Origin of the sequence: Flavobacterium fluviatile, assembly GCF_010645065.1 — a bacterium.
GTDB classification, from domain to species: Bacteria; Bacteroidota; Bacteroidia; order Flavobacteriales; family Flavobacteriaceae; genus Flavobacterium; species Flavobacterium fluviatile.
Map to the genome: position 1 here is coordinate 21,946 of NZ_JAADZW010000005.1, position 21,114 is coordinate 43,059.

The following is a 21,114-nucleotide window of genomic DNA, read 5'->3' on the forward strand; positions in this document are numbered from 1 at the left end:
AGACATGAAAAAAATAATTTTATCTATAATAGCTTTTTCAATGTTTGCAGTTTCCTGTGAGGATTTTATTGAAAAAGAAGAAAGAGGAACCCAAACGCTGGACAACTATTTTCAGACAGCGCAGGAATGCGAAAATTATGCAAATGAATTAACCCGAAGATTATTAATTCCAAATGACTGGTACACATTAGTTGCGCCAAGGGTTACTAACGAAATGGCTACAGATGATGCCTGGATGGGTAATACAGGTCAGGATAATTCTGCCCACAGACCGTGCTCGCAATACATTATTACTCCGGACAATATGGGGGATATGAATAGTGTTTACACAGCACATTACTATACGATTCAGTCGGCAAATATTGGATTGGAAAAAATGGCAAATTCGCCCATTACAGATGCTCAGAAAAATCAGTACATGGGGGAGTCGTTATTTGTTCGTGCGTATTGCTATTATGAATTGGTTAATCTTTTTGGAGATGTTCCATTATATACAAAATCATTAGGTACAGCTGATTTAAAATTACAGAGAAGTCCGGCTGCTGAGGTTTATGCACAAATTGAAGCCGACTTAAAAGAGTCTGCAGCAAAACTTGAGAACATTCCGGCAGCAAGAAACGGAAGAATAAACAAATGGGCTGCGTATGCTTTATTGGCTCGTGTTTCTTTATTTCAGGAAAAATGGGCTGAAGCAAAAACATATTCCAATAAAGTAATTGCAGAAGGACCTTACCAGCTGGAAGAAGATTTCCTGAACATCTGGAATGTGAACAATCATAATGGCAAAGAGTCTATTTTAGAAGCGCAGTCATCTTCAGTACAAAATGAAAGTTTAGGTTCTGCATTGCCAACTTTATCAGGCGCAAGAGGAGAGGATAAGAAGAATTTTCCAAGCAACGATGCTAATGATGTTATTGACGGATGGGGATGGTGCATGCCAACCAGTGATTTAGAAAATGCTTATCTTTCTGAAAATGATGAGATTCGAAGAAGAAGCACCATTACCAAATGGGGAGAAGCTGCTTATGGAGATGAGGTTTTAAATCCAACACATAAATTCAGTCTGAATGATAATAAGTCAGGACGTATCTGTCGTAAATATTATATTCCTGTCGCAACACGTCGAACCTTGGATAAAAAAGACGGACACCTGCCATTGAATATTCCGTTGATTCGTCTGGCCGAAATGTACCTTACAAGAGCAGAAGCAAACTATCATACAGGCGGAGATGCTTTGGCTGATATCAATATTATCAGGGATCGTGTAGATTTAGAGCCTAAAACAGGAATTTCAGGACCAACGCTTTTAAAACAAATTTACAAAGAACGTCGTTTAGAACTGGCTTTTGAAGGATTACGTCTGTTCGATATACGTCGTGAAAAAGACCCGACAACAGGAAAAAGAGTAATTGAAACTTTAATGGGACCAAACGGAACTTTTGTAAAATACAATTTAAGTTCAACTGATCCTTATGAAACTACAAATACAAGGGAAGCACAGGACAAAGGAATCAATTTTGACCCTGCAAAACACTTGCTTTGGCCAATACCTCAGTTAGAAAGAGATTTAAGTGGCGGCATAATTACTCAAAACCCAAATTATTAAGATGAGATTCAATAATATAAATAAAGTAAGTCTGCTGTGTGCAGGCTTGCTTTTCACAAGTTCGTTATTCATAAGTTGTGATTCTGATAAAGACGAAAACTCAGATGCTGAAAATGCTGTTGCAGAGCTGAAAGTGAATCTGGATGCTAATCTTCAGACCATGGAAAGTTTCGGTGCTTCTGATGCCTGGCAGTGCAATTTTATTGGAAAAAACTGGCCTTCGGATAAAAAAAATCAAATAGCAGATTTGCTGTTCAGTACTGATTTGGATGCCGAAGGAAATCCAAAAGGAATCGGTTTGTCATTATGGCGTTTTAACCTTGGAGCTGGAAGTTCAGAGCAGGGCGATGCCAGTGATATTACGGACGAATGGAGACGTACAGAATGTTTTACTACAGACGGAGTTACTTATGATATGAACAAACAGGCCGGACAGGTTTGGTTTATGAAAGCGGCAAGAGAACGTGGTGTAGCTAAATTATTGGCATTTTCAAACAGTGCTCCGGTTTATCTGACTCAAAATGGAAAAGCGCATGCAAGCATCAAAGAATATTACAATCTGAAAGAAGGAAAAATGCCTGAGTTAGCAGATTTCTGGGTAACTTCATTAGATAAATTAAAATCAGAACACGGATTGACAATCGATTATGTGAGTCCGTTTAACGAACCGCAATATGAGTGGGACGGTTCAGGTCAGGAAGGTTCTCCGGCTACGAATGGAAATATTTACAGTTTTGTGAATGTTTTATCACCAAAATTACAATCAAATGGATTGAGTTCTCAGATCGTAGTGGGAGAGGGAGGATCTTATGAGCCTTTGTACAAAACGATTGCAGGAAAAGAAAACAGATCGAACCAGATTGATTATTTCTTTGCTTCCGGTTCATCTAAAAATATTACAGGTTTAAGCAACGTTAAGAAAACTATTTCCGCACACAGTTACTGGCAGGCGTGGCCTTTAAGAGAGTTGGTGAATTCAAGGCAATTGGCTGCTGCAAGAGCACAGTCTATTGGAGGGTTAAGTCTTTGGTCATCTGAATATTGTGTTTTAGAAAGTCCTGGAACAGCTGAGCTTCAGGGAGGTGCAGGCCCTGGAAGAGATTTAGGAATGTCTCTGGCACTTTGGACAGCGCGTATTATCAGTACCGATATTGCAGTTGGAGGCGTAACTTCATGGCAGTGGTGGACAGCGATTAGCCGTGGCGATTACAAAGACGGATTGATTCACGTTGATAATGGCTCAAGCAATGGTGCCGGTGACGCAAACTATTGCAAAAACGACGGATTTATCAGGGACTCCAAAACACTTTGGGCTTTAGGAAACTTTTCTTTCTTTGTAAAACCGGGAATGATAAGGGTTCAGGTTCCAACTGTTGATAGTACAAAAGCCGTAAACGATGTTATGGTGACGGCTTACAAAGATGTAGCAGCTAAAAAGCTGGTAATTGTTGCTGTGAATATCAGTAAAACAGCAAAAACATACAAATTTAACCTTACCGGAGGCACTTTAACAGACAATAAATTAACACCTTACACCACTTCGGAGACGCTGAGCCTGAAAAAAGGAGCAGTTGTTGATGCAGCGAATTTAGAAATTCCTGCAAGGTCTGTAGTAACGTTTGTGGGACAATTGCAATAGTCAAAAAATAAAGTTTCAGGTTTCAGGTTTGAGCGAAAACCTGAAACCTGAATAAAAGAATTTAATTAATAAAGACGAAAGAAGCTCAGAAACTTAGAATCTCAGCATCTTAGCATCTTAGAACCTTTAAAAAACATGTTTACAAAAAAAATCTTATTACCCGCATTACTCTTTTCGTGTCTGTCAGCGACCAGTCAGATTTCGTTTGGAGATTCTAAAAAAATTAATGACAACTGGAAATTCAGTCTTCAGGAAACTCCGGATGCAAAAAACACTGCTTTCGACGACAGCAAATGGCAAAAAATAAATGTGCCTCACGACTGGAGCGTAAAAGGACAGCTGAGCCCAACATTGGCAAGCTGTACCGGATATCTTCCGGGTGGAATTGCCTGGTACAGAAAATCAATCAGTATTCCGCAAAGTAAATCGGGCGAAAAAGTGTATTTGTATTTTGAAGGCGTTTACAACCGAAGCGAAGTGTTCCTTAACGGACATTCTTTAGGCAAACGTCCAAACGGTTATATTTCTTTTGCTTATGATGCAACACCATTCGTTAAATACGGAGGCGAAAACACCATTTCGGTTCGTGTGGATCACAGCCAGAGTGCCGATTCAAGATGGTACACTGGTTCCGGGATTTACAGAGATGTATGGATGGTATATGCAAATCCGGTTCATATTGCGCAATGGGGTGTTTATGCATATCCTGAGATCAAAAAAGGAACAGGAATTTTGAATGTTGAGGTAGAGGTAGAAAATGGTTCAGCTTCAAAATCAGCTCTTACGGTTATTAATGAATTGATTTCCAAAGACGGAAAAACAGTGGCTAAATCTTCTTCAAAAATGGATGTGGCAGCAAATCAGAACGGAAAAATTTTGACTAAACTGAATGTCAAAAATCCACAATTATGGGATTTGGAGAATCCAAACTTATATCAGCTTAAAACCACTGTTTTAAAAGACGGAAAACAAATCGATGAAACGGTAACCAAAACAGGTTTCAGAAAATTCACTTTCGATCCAGATAATGGTTTTGCACTGAATGATAAATGGATGAAAATGAAAGGCGTTTGTTTGCATCATGACGCCGGAGTTTTGGGATCGGCCGTGCCTCGCGAAGTCTGGAAAACCAGATTGCAGACGCTGAAAGAAATTGGTGTAAATGCAATCCGTACGAGCCATAATCCGCAGGCACCTGATTTCTATGAGCTTTGCGATGAATTAGGACTATTGGTATTGAACGAAGCGTATGACGAATGGGAATTTCCAAAACGTAAATGGCTGGAAGGCTGGAATTACGGAACGCCGGGTTTTGAAGGTTCTTTCGATATTTTTGCCGAATGGGCAGAAAAAGATTTAGAAGATTTTGTACGTCGTGACAGAAACCATCTTTCTGTGTTCGGATGGAGCATTGGTAACGAAGTAGATTATCCAAATGACCCGTATTCGCATCCTGTTCTGGATAAAGGGAAAAACGGTTTCGGACAGGCAGCTTACGGAGGTTACAAAAAAGACGCGCCGGATGCCATGCGTCTTGGAGCAATTGCAAAACGTCTGGTTGCAGCAGTTAAAAAATACGATAAATCACGCCCGACAACGGCAGGTCTGGCAGGTGTTGCGATGTCTAACGAAACAGAATATCCGTACGCTTTGGACATTACCGGATACAATTATACAGAAAGCAAATACCAGTCGGATCACGAAAAATATCCAAACAGGGTAATTTTCGGAAGCGAAAATGTACATGACATTGAGCCCTGGCTGGCCGTAAAAAACAATAAGCATATTTTTGGACAGTTTTTATGGACAGGAATTGATTATCTGGGTGAATCAGGAAGATGGCCTTCAAGAGGATTTTACTCAGGATTGGTTGATTTCGCAGGGGTAATAAAGCCAAGAGGCTATTTCCGTCAGTCATTGTGGTCAGATAAACCAATGGCGTATTTAGGAACGTATCCGTTGAAAAATGAAAAAGATATTTCTAAAGACGCCTGGGCAATATGGAATTACGAAACGGGACAAAAAATCCGTGTGGTTTGTTATACCAATGCTGCAAAAGCACGTTTGGAGTTAAACGGAAAAGTAGTTGGAGAGACTAAATTGTATGACCAAAAAACCGGAATTATCTATTGGGACATTCCTTTTGCATCTGGAAAACTAGAAGCGGTTGGACTGGATAAAAATGATAAAGAAGTAAGTCGTTACGCAATCACAACAACTCAGCAACCTGTAGAATTGACAATTGCTGAAAAGGATATCACAATCAGTAAGGACAGAGGCGTTGCTAAAATTATGGTTCAGGTTGAGGATCAAAACGGTCTTCCGGTAATGCTTTCAGACAACGAAGTAACTTGTAATATTACTGGTCCGGGAGTTCTTTTAGGACTTGAAGCCGGAAACAACAGTGATATGACAGATTATACAGATAATGTCCAGCGGGTTTACCATGGGCATATTGCTGCATACATTGAAGCTACAGGAGAAGCACAGCCTATTAAAGTCACTTTTACAAGCCAGTGGCTAAAACCGGTTGAAGTAACGGTTAATGTAAAATAATTAGTAAACTCGTTGGGTGTATTTATTAAAAGCGTCAGTTCGAGTTTTTTTTTGTGCAGAGAAACGAAGCAAAACTTCTCGATATGCTTCGCCCTCGAAGTGATGTGTATCGAGAACCGTTTTAATGATAATTTTCTGTTCTCTATACAATCCCGATGAAAAATCGGAGTCACTCGAACTGACGAAAAATTATCATCAAAAACAAATTTCACCAACGAGTATTAGTAAGTTATTTTTTAAATTTTCCAATTAACCTGCTTGCTTTTTGTGAAGTAAGCAGGTTAATTGTTATAGTAATAAAAAGTTTGTTATATTTGAAGTGTACTATTAACACTTATTTTTTAATAATATGAAAATAAAAAGTATAATTTTATTTGGTTTAGGAATTTTTTTAACATCATTTTTTTTAAATGCTCAAAAAGTAGTTTTTAAGAAAGATGAATTTAAGCAATGGGCACAAACGCCGCCAATGGGCTGGAACAGCTGGGATTGTTATGGTCCAACAGTCGAACAACACGAAGTAAAAGCTAATGCCGATTATATGGCAAAAGAGCTGAAGAAATTTGGCTGGGAATATATTGTAGTTGATATCCGATGGTTTGTCGAAAATGATAAAGCAGGAGGTTACAATCAGACCGATCCGCGTTATGTAATCGATCAATACGGAAGATATCTTCCAGCAGTGAACCGGTTTCCTTCAGCAAAAGACAATAATGGATTTAAACCTCTGGCAGATTATATTCATAAAAAAGGCTTGAAATTCGGTATCCATATCATGCGCGGTATTCCTAAAAAAGCGGTTGAAGAGAAGATGCCGATTAAGGGTACAAACGGAGTTACAGCCGATCAAATTTATACTACAGCTTTGCAGTGCGAATGGCTAAAAGACAATTATACTATTCTGGCAGACAAACCGGGAGCACAGGAATATTATGATTCAATTTTTGAATTATACGCACAATGGGGAGTAGATTTTATCAAAATTGATGATTTATCAAGACCGTATCACGAAGGTGAAATCAATTTAATCAGAAACGCCATTGACAAATGCGGACGTAAAATCGTATTGAGTACTTCACCTGGCGAAACACCAATTTCAGCAGCTGCTCACGTAAAAGAGCATGCTAATATGTGGCGTATGGTGGATGACGTGTGGGATACCTGGCCGCACATTACACATTTGATGGATGTTGCCCAAAAATGGTATCCGCACATTGCTCCGGGAACATGGCCGGATTGTGATATGATTCCGCTTGGACGTATTTCTATCCGTGGGGAACGTGGCAATGACCGAATGACGCGTTTGACAAAAGACGAGCAATATACCTTAATTACTTTTTTCAATATTTTTAAATCGCCTTTGTTCTTTGGCGGAGATTTACCAAGCAACAATGCCTTTACTTTATCACTGCTGACGAATAAAGAAGTGGTAAAAATGCACAATGAAAGTACCGATGTAAAACAGCTTTTTCAGAAAGACGGAAAAATTGCGGTGACTTCAGGAAATCCAAAAGACGATAGCGTATATCTGGCATTGTTTAATATTTCAGATACAGATTCTCAAAACGTTTCGGTACCTCTTTCAGATCTTGGTATTGCCGGTTTAGCTGATTGTAAAAACATGTGGACAGGTGAAAAACTGAATATTGCTGCAAAAGAAGTTTCCGTAACTTTAAAACCTCATGCTTCTGTTCTTTATAAACTAAAAAGCAAAAAATAATGAAGCACTTTCTACCGAAAAACTTTCTGGTTCTGCTGTCGCTTTTAGTCATAGTTTTGGTTTTATCCGCTTTTACGTTACAAGCTCAGGAAACTCCCAAAGGTCCTCCGGTTAATGCCGGAAAGGATTTAACAGCCTATTTGTTTGTTTACTTTACGGGAAATGCTGTCGAAGACGAGGCAGTTCGTTACGCAGTCAGCACCGATGGCTACCATTATTACCATCTCAATAACAACAAACCGGTTATAGACAGCAAAGCCATCAGTTCAACAGGAGGGGTACGCGATCCACATATTTTGCGTGGAGACGATGGCAAAACATTTTATATGGTATTGACGGATATGACGTCCTCAAAAGGCTGGGACAGTAACCGTGCGATGGTTTTGCTTAAAAGCCCCGATCTCGTAAACTGGAAAAGCAGTATTGTGAATATCCAGAAAGCATTTCCGGGGAACGAAAACCTGAAACGTGTCTGGGCACCTCAGACTATTTACGATGTTAAAGCTGGTAAATATCTGATTTACTTCAGCATGCAGCACAACAAAGATGCTGATAAAATTTACTACGCTTATGCGAATAAAGATTTCACAGCGCTGGAAAGTGAACCAAAATTATTATTCGTTCCAAAATCTCAAAAAGCCTGCATTGACGGAGATATCATTGAAAATGACGGTGTGTATCACCTTTTTTATAAAACAGAAACAGAAAGTCCGGGCATCAAAGTGGCTACCACAACCGATCTGACTTCCGGAAAATGGACAGAAAACGACAATTACCTGCAACAGACCAAAGAATCTGTAGAAGGTTCCAGTATTTTCAAACTAAACAATTCGAACGACTATATTCTGATGTATGATGTTTACAAAAAAGGAAGATATCAGTTTACAAAAAGTACTGATTTAGAAAACTTAAAAGCAATTGACGATGAGATTTCAATGGATTTCAAACCGCGCCACGGAACTATTTTGCCAATCACCCGTACCGAATTAAAAAGGCTGCTTGCAAAATGGGGAACTCCTGAAAAATTGCCAAAACTGAATAACAATCCGGTTTTAGAAGGCTATTATGCCGATCCTGATATTTTATATTCAAACAAAACCAAAAGATATTACATCTATCCAACCAGCGATGGTTTTGATGGCTGGTCCGGAACGTATTTTAAAACCTTCTCTTCATCTGATTTAGTCAACTGGAAAGACGAAGGCATTATTTTAGACCTTCCAAAAGACGTGAGCTGGGCCAACAGAAATGCCTGGGCGCCTTGTATCGTGGAGAAAGAGGTGAAAGGAAAATATAAATATTTCTATTATTTCACAGCAGCGCAAAAAATTGGCGTTGCCGTTTCAGACAATCCGGCAGGACCGTTCAAAGACAGCGGAAAAGCGTTGGTAGCAACTAAACCGGAAGGCGCTAAAGGCGGTCAGGAAATCGATCCGGACGTTTTTACCGATCCTAAAACCGGCAAAAGTTATTTGTACTGGGGTAACGGATACATGGCGGTAGCCGAACTGAACGACGATATGATCTCATTTAAAGGCGCTGTACAATTAATCAAAGTCGATAAAACCTTCCGCGAAGGAACCTATGTAATTTACAGAAAAGGAACCTACTATTTCATGTGGAGCGAAGATGATACCAGAAGTCCGAATTACAAAGTGCGCTACGGAACTTCAAAATCGCCTCTGGGACCAATTGAAATTCCGGAAAACAACATCGTAATTCAGGGAATTCCGCATCAGGGAATCTATGCCACGGGACATAATTCGGTTTTACAGATTCCAAACAAAGACGAATGGTATATCACCTACCACCGATTTTCATATCCAACCGGAATAAAAATGGGAAGAGCCGGAGGTTTTCACCGCGAAGTCTGCATTGACAAATTAGAATTCAACCCAGACGGAACCATTAAACAGGTAACCCCAACACATACAGGAATACAAGCAATTAAGTAATGCAGATTATTTAGTTGTAAAAGCTGCTCTACTTTGCCCCGGAGCAGCTTTTTTGTTTTAAGAAGTATCCGTTTTTAAATTAGAAGCTGTTCCTGCCATCCGCTGTATCTTTTGTGGCGAACACCGCCCCAAAAGGATGCCGCTTCTGTCAGGGCTAGGGCATTTGGTTTCATAAAGTTATTTAGAATGTTGTTTGACGATTTGTAAGAAATAATAAATATATTTGAAAAAAAATAATGCGATACAAACATGCGCATATACACCTAAATTTGGGTACATATGCGCATGTTTGTATCGCATATAAACAAGTTATGGCTCATACTAACAGAGACGAGGAGAAATTAAACACAATAAAAGGAAATATTGAACTATGAAAGCATATTTAGAAGACGTTTATAAAACATCAGGAATTCCTACACATACCTTTGTTAAGCCAAATGAATATAGCAAGATTCTTGTAGCTCTGAGAACCAAAGGAAGATGCTTGGTTGTTGAAGGCCCATCTGGTATAGGAAAAACAACTTCTGTTATCAAAGTAATTGAAGAGTTAGGTCTTAATAAAAATATAACTCAATTAACTGCGCGCAAAAAAGATGATGTTGAATTTATACGTTTATTACCCGATTTCGATAGTTTAGGAACTGTAATAATTGATGATTTCCATTTACTCGAATATGATTTAAAATCTTCAATAGCAGATTATATGAAAGTCTTGGCTGATGAAGAAAGAGAAAATGACAAATTGATATTGATAGGTATTAATAAAGCAGGAGATTCTTTGATACAGATAGCGAGCGATTTAAACAATAGAATAGACACAATTAAATTTGAACAAAATCCTGATTATAAAATTGAGGAATTAATAGAGTTAGGAGAAAAAACCCTTAATATTTTAATAAACACAAAAAGTGATATAGTTTCTTTGTCAAAAGGAAGTTTTCATATTACACAATTACTTTGTAAAGAAACTTGCATTGATTCTGATATGTTAGAAACTTGTGAGAATTTAAAAACTCTTACTTCAAGCATAGAGGTCATTAAAGAAAAAGTATTATTAGAATTTTCAAGAACTTTTTATCCAAAGGCAAGAAAGTTTGCTATTGGTAACAGATTACGAAGAGAAGGTAGAGCTCCCTACTTGCATTTACTATATTGGCTTTCTCAATCTGATGAATGGACTTTACAAATAGATTATTTATATGTTAAATATCCTGAACACAAACTAAGTGTTGCTCAAGTTGTAGACAAGGGATTTTTAGAAGCAATTATAAGAGATAATGATGAAATAAAAGATGTTATTCACTATGATAAAGATTCAAGAATACTTACAATTGAAGACCCAAAATTTATGTTCTACATTCGTAATATATTATGGTCAAAATTTGCAGAAAAAGTTGGTTATTTAAGTATAACTTTTAAAAACAAATATGATTTTGCACTTTCATTCGCAGGAGAAAATAGAGATTTAGCCGAGAAATTAAATGAATTACTATTAGAACAAGAAATATCAATTTTTTATGATAAAAATGAACAGCATAGGATTCTTGCAGAGAACGTTGAGGACTACTTAGCTCCTATTTATAATTCAGAGGCTTCTTTTGTAATTGTTCTTTTAAGTAAGAACTATCCAAGAAAAATATGGACAAAATTTGAATCAGACAATTTTAAGCAAAGATTTGGCGACAATACTATTATTCCTGTTTGGTATAATGATAATATGCCAGGCTTTTTTGATGAGTCACATAAAATTGGGGGATTAGTATATGACCCAACTGCTGACCTAAACGAACAAGCTACAGAAATGGTTAAAACTATAACAGAAAAATTATCTGAAGAAAGAAAAAAAATAGTTGAAGCATAAGTACGAGCCATAACACACGCTACAAGCAAGCTGGGCAATTGGCTTAATTTAGAGATGGCTTTGTATTTGAAAAAATAGTTTTAACCGAAAGTTTAGGCTTTCTTAATCCCAGCCTGCGTGTAGCGCGAGGAAGTCAGTCTGTGAAAATACTCAAAATGAGCCTCTGAGAATCGGCTGTATGAAATTTTTCTCCGACAGGTATCCGTATAGTTTCTCTTTTTTAATTAGTTTTTTCACAGCCTGACGTTAGGCGTCAGTTTCGCTCAGAATGCTAAAAAATACCTTTAAACAAAATGAAAAAACTAATTTTATTAATATTACTATTGATTTATGTAGATACATTTTCACAAACGAAAAATAAAAAAGACACTTTTACTTTTTTGGTTACAAAAGTAATTGGAGACTTAAACAAAGATAACTTAGATGATAAAGTAATAGTCACTCAAGATACTATTAATCAAAAATCTCCATATAAACTTCAGATATTTTTTGCTCAGCCAAACGGTGAATTTAAATTAATCGCTACTTCAACTAAAGCAATTGCACCACAATACCCTGATGGTAGAGATGGATACCGGACAGGAGATGGGTTTATTGATATTACAATTATTGAAGGAATTGTTAGCGTAAATTTTGGACTATTGAGAGGACACTTTGAACATAAATATAGATTTCAAAATGGAAATTTTGAATTAATTGGTTACTCATTAATATCATCGGATGGTCACGGAACAATGTACACTACGGACTTTAATCTTTCAACGGGAATAAGAATTGAAAAAGAAGAAAGTTATGGTGAAGATGAAAAAGCTCCAATTATTACAAAAAAGAAAATCCTTATAAGGCCTTTGCCAAAAATTCAAGATGTTGAACCATTTGAAAACGAACTGTACTAAAAACCGATCGCCCAATCGAGTAGACGGCTCCGCCAGTAACCGACGGAGTGTGCCTCTCACACCACCGGGCCCTTCGGCTTAACTCAGGATAAACCAGGTGGGCCACGTACCCTGCGGTTCGCAAAGTGATGGGTTAAGTTCGATGTAAACATCCGTCAAGGATTGATAGCCTCGCTGTCTTAAGCGTTTTAAGGTAATGGTAGTACTCAGAATCGGACTCTGTGCAATTCCCCAACCGCCTTTTCGGGTGCGACTAAAAGCATAGGCGTGGTCTGGGTCAACTCCTAATCGGATGAGATTTTTTCTCTTCCTTTCCGGCTTCTTCCAGTCGTGCCAGTTGCAGTAACGCAGTTTAACCATCCTCGTTGCACTTCTCTTATCTTGGCAATACGCTCTTCCAACCTGACTGGTGTGGTTTTTCGGCTGATGCTTTTAAGCTGTTCTTTGAGTTTCTTCCACGCCTTTTCTGCCACTACCAACTGAGAGTCGTTCTTGCTTCCTTTCCTGTACGTTGGCACAAAACCAAATCCCAAAAGCGTGAAGTTCACAAGACGTCTGATCCCGCTTTTCTCCTCGTTGATGGTTAGTCTGAGCTTCGTTTTTAGGAATTTGGCAATAACCTGGTGCTGTCGCTTTCGCCTGATCTTGGCTTTTGGAGTAGATTATACACCCTTTCTGGTTTTTATACAATTGTTAACTTATTTGGAACTCAACAAACGGAAGTTTTTTCACAGACTGACGTTGGGCTACAGCAACGAACAACCGAAAAAAATCGACATCATTTGTTTCTTAAAAAGGAAACTTATATCTTTACAGAAAATTAAGATTAGTGAAAAATGGATATAAATTTAAAGTTGAGTTTCTTAAACCCGTTTTAGAGTTTTTGGAAAATCTAGACCGAAATCTAGAGAAAAAATACTTTATAATATTTGGAAATCTAGAAGCGTAAACGATAATGAATTATTCAAAAAACTCGATGGAGAGATTTGGGAATTTATATAACAAGCAGTATTTTTTTGCTTTTTGGGATAAATCAGATAAAACGGATACAGTTGTGATTTCTACTCACGGGATTATAAAGAAAACCGAAAAAATTCCGAAAGTGGAAATTGAAAGAGCAGAATCATTAAGAGTAAAATATTTTAACGAAAAGAAATAAGATTATGAAAACATATAGTTTAGATGAAGTAACAGATAAATTCGTTGGAGCAAAAGGAACAACAAATAGAGAAAATTTTGAAAACGAATTAAAAATTGATTTGATTGGTCAAACAATTAAACAAATTCGTAAAGAAAGAAATTTGACACAAGAGCAATTAGGAGAATTAGTTGGCGTGAAAAAAGCTCAAATTTCAAAAATTGAGAATAGCTTAACTGACGCAAGATTTGACACAATTATTAAAGTTTTTAAAGCCTTAAATGCCAAAATTAATTTTAATGTAGAATTACTAAATCAGAATGTAGCAATCCACTAAAAAAATTGCCGATCGCACAATAGTCGTTCTTGCTTCCTTTCCTGTTTTGGAGATTATACACCCTTTCTGGTTTTTATACAATTGTTAACTTATTTGGAACTCAACAAACGGAAGTTTTTTCACAGACTGACGTTAGCAGTAACTTTTGTGTAAAAAACCGAAAAAAATAGAATTTAATACCAATTATTGGTATATTTGGTAAAAAGAAAAATTATGGCACGAAATACATCAATATTATTAGGAGACTATTTTGAAAACTTTATCAATGAACAAATTTCTACAGGAAAATATAATTCAGTAAGCGAAGTTGTCAGAACTGCTTTAAGAGTTTTTGAGCAAGAAGAAATTAAAACAAAATCTCTAATCAATGAACTAAAAATTGGTGAAAAGAGTAGTAAAATTAGAAATTTTGACCGCAATAAAAATCTTGAAATGCTAAAAACTAATTTTCAAAAATAATGTCAAAATATATAATTAGTGAAAAGGCATTAGAAGATATTAATAACATTTGGATTTATACAGCAGAAAATTGGTCTGTCGAACAAGCAAATCGATATTATAACTTAATCATTGACGAAATTGAATATATCGTCGATAATTTTGATATGGCTCGTGACTTCGGAAAAATTCGAAAATCCTATAGATTTTCAAAAGTAAAATCACATTTAATTTTCTTTAAAAAAGACAAAACAAATGAAATTGAAGTCGTTAGAGTTTTACACGAAAGAATGAGTATTGAAAACAGATTAACGGAATAAATAAAAAAGCTACTGCTAATCGAGTAGACGGCTCCGCCAGTAACTGACGGATTGCGCCTCTCACACCACCGAGCCCTTCGGCTTAGCTCAGGATAAACCAGGCGGGTCACGAACCCGGCGGTTCACCCTTTCTGGTTTTTATACAATTGTTAACTTATTTGGAACTAGACAAACGGAAGTTTTTTCACAGACTGAAGTTATGTGAGATCTAAAATATCGTAATAATTTGAAAAGTTACCATTTTTTGGTAACTTAGCTAAAAAATAAATTATGGGACGAAATACTTCTATATCGCTTGGTAATCATTTCGAAAATTTTATCGAACACAGCATAAATGATGGAAGATTCAATAACGCAAGTGAAGTTGTCAGAGCTGGTCTTCGTCTTTTAGAAGATGAAGAAAATAAAATTGTAGCTTTAAGAAAAGCTATCAATGAAGGAATTGAAAGCGGGCGTGCAGTAGATTTTAACGCTAAAAAACATCTTGAACTTTTAAAGGCAAGAAAAAAATCAAATGGCTAAATATTATTTAACAAATAAAGCTGTTGATGACTTATCTGAAATTTGGGATTATACAATCGAAACTTGGTCTGAAATGCAAGCTGAAAAGTATTATGATTTACTTTTGGCATCATGTGATGTTTTAGCAAATAATCCAGAACTTGGTAGAAACTATGATATAGTAACAAAAGGAATATTAGGTTTTAAATCAGGTGAACATATTATCTTTTACTCAACTATATCAAAAACCGAAATAGAAATCGCAAGAATTCTTCATGGAATGATGGATCTAAAAAAGCAGACTATAACAAACCTTACATAACAGCTAGAGTTTAGTTGCGTACGTAGCACGAACTATGAAACTAGTGTTGAACTGAACCGCGCTGCATCCATTCCTTATGGTTTTTTCGATAAATCAGTTATAAGAGCTATTGCAACTCTTTTTTTTTTGGGATTAGTATCAGGTATGGCTTTTAAAGTGTTTTAATTCAATTATGGGTATAAGTCCCTTTTCCGTAAAATGAATTTTTTAAAGGGAATGGAGTTTTGGCTAACGCCAAGATACCATGCAGGCGGACCACACTGGTCAAAAACAGCTATTGGATACAGGTTTTCCAGTTTTCCAGCAAGTACACTTGGGCAAAAAAAACTTGCTTTTCAGCTTTTTCCAACACTTTCACCTGAAGTTTTTCTTGTAAAACTTCCACTGGAACTCATTTGCAACAACTACTTTCTAAATTAAAGTGATGAATTTTAGCGTTTATAACGCGGCTTCTGAAACACAGAAATCTTTTTGAATCCTCTTGCCAGCGTGAGTACAAAGGTCATTTTAACATTTTGCGAATAAAGTTTATCTTCGGAAGGCAGAACTCTATTCTCCCGCACTAATCCTTTCAGGTGAGCTTTTTGAAAATAATTTTTTATATTTCAAACATTTTAATAAAGGCTATTAAAAATAAATTCCTTTATTCAGCCACAATGAAAGAAAAATCTTTTATTTTGCCTTTTAGAAAATAAAAATATTGGAAGAATAGTAGGACTAAAAGCCATTATGAAGTTAATTTTTTGCTCACGATAAAATTTAGTTAAGAAAGCCACACGAAAGAATTCGTGCGGGAGCAATGGATTTAGAATTGGCTTAATCGAAATTGGTTTTATATTCTGGATGATTTGCTTCAAAAAACTACTCATATTTAATCTAAAAATCTAAAAAATAATAATGGACGAAAAAATTGAGAAACTTGTCAAGTATTTAGAATCTGAAGAATACGACGATTTTTATAATCTTGATAATGACATTGTTTTTTGGGTTGACTGGAGAGAATCTGATGATGCAATTGTTGAATACTGTGAAAAATGCTTAAAAACAAATTTATTAAGCGCCGAAATGAAACAAGTTTCGGACGATCTGGAATTGACTATAAAATATGAAAACAGAGTGTACACAGAAAAAATTGTTGACAGGGACAGCACAATAATAGCGCTTAACGTAATTATTAAACCAAAATATGAAATTCGATTTTGCAAAGTGAGCGATGGTTCTGATACATTAGCTTTCCTTCCACTAGCCAGCCAACAAATGGAAACAATTAGTTGAGAAGTATGGAGAACAAAAAATAAATCAATGCTTTGAACCTATAAATGAGGACTCAATCATGTTCAACAAGGAACATGATTTTGATTTTGACGATAGCGATGTAATACTTGACTTTGAATGACAAAAGTCAAATTGAAGCTGACAAAAATCTTAGATTTGGGTTTGGAATTGAAGAATTTTGAGACATCCAGGCGATTAGAAAAGAAAATAAAACAGGCAGCCTGGTGTCCAGAACATTAACATAACCATATAACTAACCATGACAATCACCCCATTGATTAAATACATTTCAAGTATTGTTGATCTTACAGAGAATGACATAAATTTATTGGCTCATTATTTTAAACCTGATAATTTTTCAAAAGGTTCAATTCTTGAAAGAGAAGGCAAAGTTTCTCAAAAATTATATTTCGTTACAAATGGTTTTATCAGATCTTTTTTTTATAAAGACGGTATAGAAGTTACAACTCAGATTGTTGGTAAAAACAAATTCATTACAGGCTTTAACAGCTTTACCACAGGAATTACTTCAAAAGAAAATATTCAGTGTATTTCAAACTGTGAAGCGTTCTTTATTACCAAATCAGATTATGAAAATTTAACATCTGAAAGTGTTTTCTGGAGCATATTTTGTCGTCAGTTATATGAAAATGTTATAGTTCATAATCAGCAAAGAACAATAGACTTCATTGCTTTATCTGCTGAAAAAAGATATCTAAAATTGCTGAATGAACAACCGGAAATCATACAGTATGTACCCATTCAGTTTATTGCATCCTATATCGGAATAAAGCCGGAATCTTTAAGCCGAATCAGGAAAAAAATAATTTCCTAACATTTATCAAGTAGTATCCCTTTTTAAGAGCTGAACTTTGTATCAAATTTTTAAACTAAGAAAAAATGAATCAAATAATTCAGTTATCAATTTTGCCATTAGGAATGATAAATTGCTTTCTAATAAAAGGAAATACTAAACATGTTTTGGTTGATACAGGCGTTCCCTCCAGTGAAGCTAAAATTATCAAACAGCTGCATCAGCATAAAATCAAATTAGAAGATATTGGTCTAATAGTTATATCACACGGACATATTGATCATTTTGGAAGTGCAAAACGATTAAAGGATATTTTGAAAGTTCCAGTCTTAATACACGACTTAGATAAAAAAGCATTGGAAACAGGAGAAAGCATGCTTGAAACTTTAAATCCTAATCATAAAATCTGGGATGTTTTCCTGAAACCTAGATTGGCAAGAGGTAAAACTTCGCCTTGTTTGCCGGATATTGTATTAATTGGAGATGAAGAATTTGATTTAAAAAATTATGGAATCAATGGTAAAGTTATTCATTCTCCAGGGCATACACCGGGGTCCTTGTCCGTTATTCTTGAAAACGGAAGCGCAATAATTATGGATTTAGCTTCATCAGGAATATTACTTGGAGGAATAGCATTTAATTCAAGGGTAAAACATCCGCCTTTCCACGATAATTTGCAACAATTAAAAAACAGCATCAATCACATTCTTTCATTAAATACACAAACTTTTTATCTGGGACACGGAAATCCTATTTCAAGAAAGTTATTGATAAAATACAAAGAAAGATTTTTGGAGTAAAAAAGGCAGTTGTTAACAGCTAATTATTGTTTATATAGTAATTTTGTTAAATTTTATAAGATAATTTTTTTGATTTACTTTGCAAGGATGCAATTCCCTCTGGTATTCGTTGCAAACGAGCAAAAGATTGAGATGGCAAAGTAATAAGAGTAGAACAACATGAATCATAAAATAAAAAACATGAAAAAAATAATTTTTATACTTACGATTTTATTATTAGTATCAAATAATACTTTTTCTCAGGAAAGAAGCTATACTATTCCGGATTACAATTCAATTAAGAAAAATATTGCAGATAAATCCTCGAATTATTATTATCCAAAATTACTGGAACGAATGACTTCTAATGATTCGCTGTTAAGCAATGAAGATTACAGGCATCTTTATTTTGGCTATGTATTTGACCCAAAATATAGTGCTTACTTTACATCGCCAGACGAAAAAAAACTTAGGGAGTATTATCAAAGTGAGAAGATAAACGAGAAAGATTATGACAAAATTATAAAATTGGCTGAACACTCACTCAGTCTGTTTCCATTTGATTTGAGGCAAATGAATTTTCTAGCTTACATTTACCACTTAAAAGGAGATGAAGTTTCTGCAAAAAACATATCAAATAGGTTTCATAATATTATTGGGGCAATTATGTCATCCGGCAATGGAGAAAAGTGCGAAACTGGTTTTCACGTAATTTCTGTAAGCCACGAATATGTTTTACTAAATCTTTTTGAACTTCAGAACAAATCACAAAGCCTGGTTGGAAATTGCGATTATATGGCATTTGAAAAAGGAAAATACAAAATAGACGGAATGTATTTTAGTATTGAAAAGATATTAGCAAGTGAGATGAAACTTTTTGAAGGAAAATAAACACCATCGTAAAGAGCAGCTGACATAAGATTTTGATTTTATGTTTAATTAACCGAAAGATGGTTTTGTAATGAATGAAAATAAATAATTATAATGAACACACAAAATTCACAATTTACAAGAGATGAAGACAACCATAATGTGTGGTTGTCGAAAAAAAACAATCCGGAATTTAATTTTACAGATTATGGCATAGAGCCTATGGTGCTTGACAGTGAGTCTGAAGTTGGCCAGGCAATGTTAAATGAACTTTACAAAACTGCAGCATCAAAAGAGGGGGATATTAATATTGCGCTTTTGGGTGGCAGAGGGGCTCAGCAGTTACATCGTTTGCTTGGAGAGTTGGCAAAAACATCAGAACAGGATGAGTTGCTGGGCAGGCTGAATGTGTTTACTCAGGATGCGCTTGCTCCATTGGGAATGAATAATGGTTTTAGTTTTGTGAGGGATTTTGAACGTATTTTGGGTGATGCTTTTTTCAAAAAAATAAAAAGCTTTACACCAATGCAGACAGATACAAAAGATTTAGAGTCCGCACTTATTGAATATTTGACTAAACTGGAAGAGTTAGGAGGTCTGGATATATTTTTTATTGGTCATGGTCCTGAAGAAAATCAGGCATCACACCTTGCTTATATTAAACCTTTCTCCGGAGCACAGCATCATCATATTGCAGGGATAATTCCAATATCAGGCAGTATTCTGGACCATCATATTAGCAAATTTAAAGCGGGTGGAAGCCTTGTAAATGAAATTGATGAAAAGGAGTGCCGGTCTGCAGAGTATATCCTCACTTTAGGGCCGGCTGCTATATTACAAGCCAAAAAAATCGTTCAGTCTGTGGTAGATGCCGATTCTGCTCCTGCTAAAGTTCAGACGTATTCAAACGTGCTTAAAACATCCGTGAGTTCAGATAAAAAGGAAGCATTACAGCAATTAAATGTAAATCCGGGGTTATGGATAAGATTACATCCTAATACTAAATCCTTTGTGCTGCCAAATTTAGGTTTGTAATATAAAATGCTCAAATAATGTCAATTGCAGAATTGATTTGTAACAGAAGAATATAATTATGTAAAAAGAATTGAGATTTATAATTTTAAATTTGAGATAGTCAAACTAAAAACTATTATCATGAAAAAGCTATTTAAATCAATACTATTTGTTTTTGCCATAGTACTGACAGGACTTTTATTTTCTTGCAAGAACAACGAACAAGATGGATACAGTGATAAAATTGAAACACTGCAGGCTACCGACACTTCCGCTACAAGTGTATCTGACACAACAGATGTTAGTGGTTTGAGTACAACAAATAAGAGTACAAAAGGATCCTCCGGTAAAGATAAAGGAGGTACAGGTACAGGAACCGGTCCCAGTGAAAGTGCTAAAGATGGTGCAACTGACTCTGGTCCTTCAGAAGAGCAATAATATGTAAATTATTGCTCTGGTTTCATTATGAATTCCTGATTAAATAATGTTTTAAAAAAGGCAATTTTTCAATTAAAATCTATCTGCATTTATTTTTATCTGTGGTAAAAAACGTTCTAATAAATTTAAAATTTATCATAAAATGGCATCAATGTCAAAATATGCAGAAGAGCAATATGAATTGGTAAAAAGTTCGCGGAATGTTTTATTTGATTTTTGCCGGACAATTTCTCCTGATGATTTTGTCAACCAAAATAGTTCTTTTGGTCGGGGAGGCAGTGTGCGAAATCTTTTGGTACATATTGCCAATACATACGAATACTGGATCGGAAATACTGCATTGAAAAACGACATTGTTTATGCTGAATACGAACAATATAACAACATAACTGATGTCATAAAATTATTCGGTCAGGTAGATCAATTTATGGATGAATTTATCAAAGCTATAGACTGTATTAATGAGATACATTATAAAATTCAAAATGTAAAAAGTAGTGCTCATCCTTTAAAGTTATTTACGCACGTAATTACACACGAATACCATCATAAAGGTCAGATATTATCATTAAGCAGACATTTAAATTACATTCCGGTTGATACTGATATTTTGAGATAGAGGATGAGATTAATTC

General features: G+C 35.6%; 21 protein-coding genes and 1 pseudogene. 20 read left to right on the forward strand and 2 right to left on the reverse strand.

Annotation, left to right across the window (positions count from 1 at the left end; genetic code table 11):
* Window positions 1-4 precede the first annotated feature (4 nt).
* From GXM17_RS07630 to GXM17_RS07660, 7 genes are all read left to right on the forward strand, one after another.
* Window positions 5-1,606, forward strand: coding sequence for a RagB/SusD family nutrient uptake outer membrane protein (locus tag GXM17_RS07630; RefSeq protein ID WP_163398707.1), 1,602 nt, complete (start codon window positions 5-7; stop codon window positions 1,604-1,606).
* A gap of 1 nt (window position 1,607) precedes the next feature.
* A complete protein-coding gene (locus GXM17_RS07635; RefSeq protein WP_163398708.1) occupies window positions 1,608-3,245 on the forward strand; it encodes a glycoside hydrolase in 1,638 nt (545 codons plus the stop codon).
* A 135-nt stretch (window positions 3,246-3,380) separates the two neighbouring features.
* Window positions 3,381-5,801 carry a glycoside hydrolase family 2 TIM barrel-domain containing protein gene (locus GXM17_RS07640; protein WP_163398709.1) on the forward strand — a complete coding sequence of 807 codons (2,421 nt, stop codon included), beginning with the start codon at window positions 3,381-3,383 and terminating at the stop codon, window positions 5,799-5,801.
* 349 nt (window positions 5,802-6,150) lie between these two features.
* On the forward strand, window positions 6,151-7,521 hold the full coding sequence (locus GXM17_RS07645) for a glycoside hydrolase family 27 protein (RefSeq protein ID WP_163398710.1): 1,371 nt from the start codon (window positions 6,151-6,153) through the stop codon (window positions 7,519-7,521).
* Complete coding sequence (locus GXM17_RS07650; RefSeq protein WP_163398711.1) at window positions 7,521-9,476, forward strand: glycoside hydrolase family 43 protein; 1,956 nt, start codon at window positions 7,521-7,523, stop codon at window positions 9,474-9,476. Before GXM17_RS07645 ends, GXM17_RS07650 begins: the two co-directional genes overlap by 1 nt.
* 370 nt (window positions 9,477-9,846) lie before the next feature.
* Window positions 9,847-11,337, forward strand: coding sequence for a TIR domain-containing protein (locus GXM17_RS07655; protein WP_163398712.1), 1,491 nt, complete (start codon window positions 9,847-9,849; stop codon window positions 11,335-11,337).
* 293 nt (window positions 11,338-11,630) lie between these two features.
* Window positions 11,631-12,233: a hypothetical protein gene (locus GXM17_RS07660; protein ID WP_163398713.1), complete on the forward strand. Its 603-nt coding sequence runs from the start codon at window positions 11,631-11,633 to the stop codon at window positions 12,231-12,233.
* Between the two features lie 284 nt (window positions 12,234-12,517).
* Here the strand turns inward: GXM17_RS07660 and GXM17_RS21775 are convergent, their stop codons facing one another.
* Window positions 12,518-12,781, reverse strand: a complete 264-nt coding sequence (locus GXM17_RS21775; protein ID WP_244307353.1) for a hypothetical protein — start codon at window positions 12,779-12,781, stop codon at window positions 12,518-12,520.
* A 407-nt stretch (window positions 12,782-13,188) separates the two neighbouring features.
* On the opposite strand from GXM17_RS21775, the gene GXM17_RS21945 reads away from it, so the two are divergent.
* The 6 genes from GXM17_RS21945 to GXM17_RS07695 all read left to right on the forward strand — a co-directional run bounded on the left by GXM17_RS21945 (window position 13,189) and on the right by GXM17_RS07695 (window position 15,289).
* Entirely contained in the window at window positions 13,189-13,392 is a 204-nt protein-coding gene (locus GXM17_RS21945; RefSeq protein WP_341872901.1) for a hypothetical protein, read from the forward strand.
* Window positions 13,393-13,396: 4 nt separating this feature from the next.
* On the forward strand, window positions 13,397-13,708 hold the full coding sequence (locus GXM17_RS07675; protein WP_078226418.1) for a helix-turn-helix domain-containing protein: 312 nt from the start codon (window positions 13,397-13,399) through the stop codon (window positions 13,706-13,708).
* A gap of 213 nt (window positions 13,709-13,921) precedes the next feature.
* Window positions 13,922-14,167 (forward strand): type II toxin-antitoxin system ParD family antitoxin, encoded by a 246-nt coding sequence (locus tag GXM17_RS07680; protein ID WP_163398714.1) that lies wholly within the window; start codon window positions 13,922-13,924, stop codon window positions 14,165-14,167.
* Window positions 14,167-14,466: a type II toxin-antitoxin system RelE/ParE family toxin gene (locus tag GXM17_RS07685; RefSeq protein ID WP_163398715.1), complete on the forward strand. Its 300-nt coding sequence runs from the start codon at window positions 14,167-14,169 to the stop codon at window positions 14,464-14,466. The genes GXM17_RS07680 and GXM17_RS07685 overlap by 1 nt, the downstream gene beginning before the upstream one ends.
* 270 nt (window positions 14,467-14,736) lie before the next feature.
* The gene (locus GXM17_RS07690) at window positions 14,737-14,988 is read left to right on the forward strand and encodes a type II toxin-antitoxin system ParD family antitoxin (protein WP_163398716.1); all 252 of its coding nucleotides are present in this window, start codon (window positions 14,737-14,739) and stop codon (window positions 14,986-14,988) included.
* Window positions 14,981-15,289 carry a type II toxin-antitoxin system RelE/ParE family toxin gene (locus tag GXM17_RS07695; RefSeq protein WP_163398717.1) on the forward strand — a complete coding sequence of 103 codons (309 nt, stop codon included), beginning with the start codon at window positions 14,981-14,983 and terminating at the stop codon, window positions 15,287-15,289. The genes GXM17_RS07690 and GXM17_RS07695 overlap by 8 nt, the downstream gene beginning before the upstream one ends.
* Window positions 15,290-15,459: 170 nt before the next feature.
* Here the strand turns inward: GXM17_RS07695 and GXM17_RS21990 are convergent.
* Window positions 15,460-15,668, reverse strand: a pseudogene (locus GXM17_RS21990) (hypothetical protein); the annotation flags it as partial.
* Window positions 15,669-16,186: 518 nt separating this feature from the next.
* Here GXM17_RS21990 and GXM17_RS07705 point away from each other — a divergent pair.
* The 7 genes from GXM17_RS07705 to GXM17_RS07735 all read left to right on the forward strand — a co-directional run bounded on the left by GXM17_RS07705 (window position 16,187) and on the right by GXM17_RS07735 (window position 21,098).
* Entirely contained in the window at window positions 16,187-16,564 is a 378-nt protein-coding gene (locus GXM17_RS07705; RefSeq protein WP_244307354.1) for a hypothetical protein, read from the forward strand.
* Between the two features lie 259 nt (window positions 16,565-16,823).
* Window positions 16,824-17,399, forward strand: coding sequence for a Crp/Fnr family transcriptional regulator (locus GXM17_RS07710; protein ID WP_163398719.1), 576 nt, complete (start codon window positions 16,824-16,826; stop codon window positions 17,397-17,399).
* A 65-nt stretch (window positions 17,400-17,464) separates the two neighbouring features.
* The gene (locus GXM17_RS07715) at window positions 17,465-18,178 is read left to right on the forward strand and encodes an MBL fold metallo-hydrolase (RefSeq protein WP_163398720.1); all 714 of its coding nucleotides are present in this window, start codon (window positions 17,465-17,467) and stop codon (window positions 18,176-18,178) included.
* Between the two features lie 180 nt (window positions 18,179-18,358).
* Entirely contained in the window at window positions 18,359-19,048 is a 690-nt protein-coding gene (locus GXM17_RS07720) for a DUF4919 domain-containing protein (protein ID WP_163398721.1), read from the forward strand.
* A gap of 93 nt (window positions 19,049-19,141) precedes the next feature.
* A complete protein-coding gene (locus GXM17_RS07725) occupies window positions 19,142-20,062 on the forward strand; it encodes a sugar phosphate isomerase family (protein ID WP_163398722.1) in 921 nt (306 codons plus the stop codon).
* A 120-nt stretch (window positions 20,063-20,182) separates the two neighbouring features.
* Window positions 20,183-20,479: a hypothetical protein gene (locus tag GXM17_RS07730; protein ID WP_163398723.1), complete on the forward strand. Its 297-nt coding sequence runs from the start codon at window positions 20,183-20,185 to the stop codon at window positions 20,477-20,479.
* Between the two features lie 142 nt (window positions 20,480-20,621).
* Complete coding sequence (locus GXM17_RS07735; RefSeq protein ID WP_244307355.1) at window positions 20,622-21,098, forward strand: DinB family protein; 477 nt, start codon at window positions 20,622-20,624, stop codon at window positions 21,096-21,098.
* Window positions 21,099-21,114: the final 16 nt, after the last annotated feature.

Coding starts and splice junctions, on each gene's coding strand:
- GXM17_RS07685 (WP_163398715.1), top strand. CDS start 14,167: ATGTCAAAATATATAATTAGTGAAAAGGCATTAGAAGATATTAATAAC.
- GXM17_RS07720 (WP_163398721.1), top strand. CDS start 18,359: ATGAAAAAAATAATTTTTATACTTACGATTTTATTATTAGTATCAAAT.
- GXM17_RS07650 (WP_163398711.1), top strand. CDS start 7,521: ATGAAGCACTTTCTACCGAAAAACTTTCTGGTTCTGCTGTCGCTTTTA.
- GXM17_RS07635 (WP_163398708.1), top strand. CDS start 1,608: ATGAGATTCAATAATATAAATAAAGTAAGTCTGCTGTGTGCAGGCTTG.
- GXM17_RS07640 (WP_163398709.1), top strand. CDS start 3,381: ATGTTTACAAAAAAAATCTTATTACCCGCATTACTCTTTTCGTGTCTG.
- GXM17_RS07695 (WP_163398717.1), top strand. CDS start 14,981: ATGGCTAAATATTATTTAACAAATAAAGCTGTTGATGACTTATCTGAA.
- GXM17_RS07690 (WP_163398716.1), top strand. CDS start 14,737: ATGGGACGAAATACTTCTATATCGCTTGGTAATCATTTCGAAAATTTT.
- GXM17_RS07715 (WP_163398720.1), top strand. CDS start 17,465: ATGAATCAAATAATTCAGTTATCAATTTTGCCATTAGGAATGATAAAT.
- GXM17_RS07710 (WP_163398719.1), top strand. CDS start 16,824: ATGACAATCACCCCATTGATTAAATACATTTCAAGTATTGTTGATCTT.
- GXM17_RS07655 (WP_163398712.1), top strand. CDS start 9,847: ATGAAAGCATATTTAGAAGACGTTTATAAAACATCAGGAATTCCTACA.
- GXM17_RS07730 (WP_163398723.1), top strand. CDS start 20,183: ATGAAAAAGCTATTTAAATCAATACTATTTGTTTTTGCCATAGTACTG.
- GXM17_RS07705 (WP_244307354.1), top strand. CDS start 16,187: ATGGACGAAAAAATTGAGAAACTTGTCAAGTATTTAGAATCTGAAGAA.
- GXM17_RS07725 (WP_163398722.1), top strand. CDS start 19,142: ATGAACACACAAAATTCACAATTTACAAGAGATGAAGACAACCATAAT.
- GXM17_RS07680 (WP_163398714.1), top strand. CDS start 13,922: ATGGCACGAAATACATCAATATTATTAGGAGACTATTTTGAAAACTTT.
- GXM17_RS21945 (WP_341872901.1), top strand. CDS start 13,189: ATGAATTATTCAAAAAACTCGATGGAGAGATTTGGGAATTTATATAAC.
- GXM17_RS07630 (WP_163398707.1), top strand. CDS start 5: ATGAAAAAAATAATTTTATCTATAATAGCTTTTTCAATGTTTGCAGTT.
- GXM17_RS07675 (WP_078226418.1), top strand. CDS start 13,397: ATGAAAACATATAGTTTAGATGAAGTAACAGATAAATTCGTTGGAGCA.
- GXM17_RS07645 (WP_163398710.1), top strand. CDS start 6,151: ATGAAAATAAAAAGTATAATTTTATTTGGTTTAGGAATTTTTTTAACA.
- GXM17_RS07735 (WP_244307355.1), top strand. CDS start 20,622: ATGGCATCAATGTCAAAATATGCAGAAGAGCAATATGAATTGGTAAAA.
- GXM17_RS07660 (WP_163398713.1), top strand. CDS start 11,631: ATGAAAAAACTAATTTTATTAATATTACTATTGATTTATGTAGATACA.